Origin of the sequence: Mycobacterium sp. (genome assembly GCF_049683935.1) — a bacterium.
Taxonomy (GTDB): Bacteria; Actinomycetota; Actinomycetes; order Mycobacteriales; family Mycobacteriaceae; genus Mycobacterium.
Genome location: NZ_JBAUJR010000394.1, coordinates 1 through 2,816 on the forward strand (window position 1 = coordinate 1; position 2,816 = coordinate 2,816).

The 2,816-nt window shown below is 67.6% G+C and carries 2 protein-coding genes; both read left to right on the forward strand.

Annotated features, from left to right (window positions below; genetic code table 11):
• Window positions 1-142: 142 nt before the first annotated feature.
• Window positions 143-460 (forward strand): hypothetical protein, encoded by a 318-nt coding sequence (locus WA965_RS22455; protein WP_178357830.1) that lies wholly within the window; start codon window positions 143-145, stop codon window positions 458-460.
• 131 nt (window positions 461-591) lie between these two features.
• The coding region (locus WA965_RS22460; RefSeq protein WP_526448094.1) for a lysylphosphatidylglycerol synthase transmembrane domain-containing protein at window positions 592-2,816 on the forward strand (2,225 nt) is incomplete at its 3' end.

Sequence of the window (2,816 nt, forward strand, 5' to 3'; positions counted from 1 at the left end):
AGTAACACCCCCACACAATAGGGGCGCCCCACACGGGGCGCCCCTTTTTGGCGTCCACGCCCGACCCGTGTAACGCATTCGGGTCTCTGCGCACACCCCCGAGTAAGAAGCCCTTCAGACCGCAGAAAGCGCAGGCCCACTCATGAACATCACCACTCTCACCACTGCCGGATTCGCCGGACTCGCCGCCGCCATCGTCGGCCTGGCTGCCCCCGCAGCAGCCGCCCCCGGGGGAGGCAACGCCGTGGACATGATCGAGATGCTCAAGGCGGACGGCAACTACGTCGTGGTCAACCGAGTCAGCAGCGTTCCAATTGAGGAAGCCGACGTCGTGGCGGTTCGACCCGGCCCGCAGATGATGCAAGTGGTCGTGAAGATGGACCGCCAGGGAGACAATCGCAACAACACCGACCGGGTCGTGGAGAACACCGGCCGTTTCTACTTCGTCGACATCGGCTGACCACCGCGGCAATGCGAGGGGCATCTCATCAGGGGTGCCCCTGTCGCATGTACCGGAGAGCACCGAACACTCGCTAAGTTGTTGCGTGAGTCGTACACGGTTCACCAGACAATCCGAGAGATCGTTGCCATATGCGAGTTGACGGGCGGGACATCGCTGTCTCAGGCAGCCTGCTCCAACCGTTGACGCGGCGAACCAACGACATCGTCCGGTTGATGCTGGCCACGACCTTTCTGGCCGTCGTGGTCACCAGCTCGCTGATCACCCGCTACGAATGGGAGGCGCTGGAGAAATCGCTGTCCGATCTGGTCGGCGTGCTCAGCCCCACCCAGTCCAACGCCGTCTACCTCGTCTACGGCGTGGCGATCCTGGCGCTGCCCTTCATGATCCTCTTCGGGCTGATAGTCGGGCGCCAATGGAAGCTGCTGGGCGCCTACGCAGCCGCCGGGATCATCGCCATCCTGTCGCTGTCGATCACCGGCAACGGCATCGCCGCGCCCCAATGGCACTTCGATCTGACCGACCGCCTCGACGGCCTACTCTCGCAGTTCCTCGACGATCCGCGGTGGATCGCGATGCTCGCGGCGGTGTTGACGGTGTCGGGCCCGTGGCTGCCGGCCCGCTGGCGCCGCTGGTGGTGGGCGTTGCTGCTGGCATTCGTCCCGATCCATCTGGTGGTCAGCGCCGTCATCCCGGCCCGGTCATTGCTCGGACTCGCCGTGGGCTGGTTCGTCGGCGCGCTGGTCGTCCTCGTCGTCGGCACCCCCGCGCTGGAGGTACCGCTCGACGGCGCAGTGCGGGCCATGACGCGACGCGGGTTCCGGGTGTCGGAGCTGAAAGTCGTTCGGCCGGCCGGGCGTGGCCCGTTGGTCCTCACCGCCACCGATGCCGAGGCCTGCGTCGCGCTCGTCGAGCTGTACGGACCGCATCAGCGCGGCGGCGGTGCGCTGCGCCAGTTCTGGGGCAAGCTCCGGCTGCGCGACAGTGAGACCGCTCCCCTGCAGACCTCGATGCGCCGCGCCGTCGAACACCGCGCGCTGATGGCCGTCGCCGTCGGGGACCTCGGGCTGGCCAACACCTCGCCGATCGCGGTGGCCACGCTGGACCGCGGCTGGACCGTCTACGGCCATCGACCGCCACGGGGCACCCCGATCGACGATTGTGTGGACGAGACACCGGTGACGCGGGTCTGGGACTCGCTCGGAGTCCTCCACAGTCAGCAGATCTCCCACGGCGACCTGCGCAGCAAGGAGATCACGGTCGTCGACGGCACCCCGATGTTCGGCGGCTTCACCTACGCCGAGTACGGCGCGTCGGACGCCCATCTGCACAGCGATATCGCCCAGCTGCTGCTGACCACGACCGACCTCTACGGAGCCGAACCGGCGGTGCGCGCCGCGATCACCGTCTTCGGCAACGAGACGGTGTTGGCGGCATCGCGGCGCCTCACCAAATCAGCTGTGACGAACCGCGTCTGGGCATCGGTCCGCGATGCGGGCACCGCACTGTCCACCGCGCGCGACGAGGTGAAACGGCAAACCGGCGCCGATCAGATCAAGGCCGAGACCATCACCCGGTTCACCCGCGGCCAGCTGATCCAGATCGTGCTGCTGGTCGCGTTGGTGTATGTCGCGTATCCGTTCATCGCCTCGGTGCCGGTGTTCTTCTCCGAGTTGCGCTCCGCGAATTGGTGGTGGGCACTGGCCGGGTTGGCGGTGTCGGCGCTGAAGTATCTCGGTGCGGGCGCCGCGCTGTGGGCGTGTGCGGACGGATTGGTGAAGTTCCGCAACCTGGCCATCATGCAGGTGGCGAACACGTTCGCCGCGACGACCACACCCGCCGGGGTCGGCGGTCTGGCACTGAGCACCCGGTTCCTGCAGAAGGGCGGACTGGGCGCGCTGCGCGCCACCACCGCCGTGGCGCTTCAGCAGTCGGTGCAGGTCATCACCCACCTGACCCTGTTGGTCTTCTTCAGCGCCGCGATCGGGGTGTCGGCGGACCTATCGCGCTTCGTGCCGAGTGCCACCGTGCTGTACCTGATCGCCGGCGCCGCGCTGGGGGCTGTCGGAGTGTTCCTGTTCGTGCCGAAGCTGCGCCGCTGGCTGGCCACCGCGGTGCGACCGCGCCTCAAGGAGGTCCTCGACGACCTCGGCGAACTGGCCCGCGAGCCCAAGCGGCTGGCTGTGATCGTACTCGGTTGTGCGGCAACCACTCTCGGGGCTGCGCTGGCACTGTGGGCGAGCATCGAAGCATTCGGCGGCGACGTCAGCTTCGTCACCGTCACGATCGTCACGATGGTGGGCGGCACGCTCGCCGCCGCGGCGCCCACACCCGGTGGCGTCGGCGCCGTCGAGGC

Bases quoted from the DNA above. Each gene is read 5' to 3' on its own strand.
- WA965_RS22455 (WP_178357830.1), top strand. From the start codon at position 143: ATGAACATCACCACTCTCACCACTGCCGGATTCGCCGGACTCGCCGCC.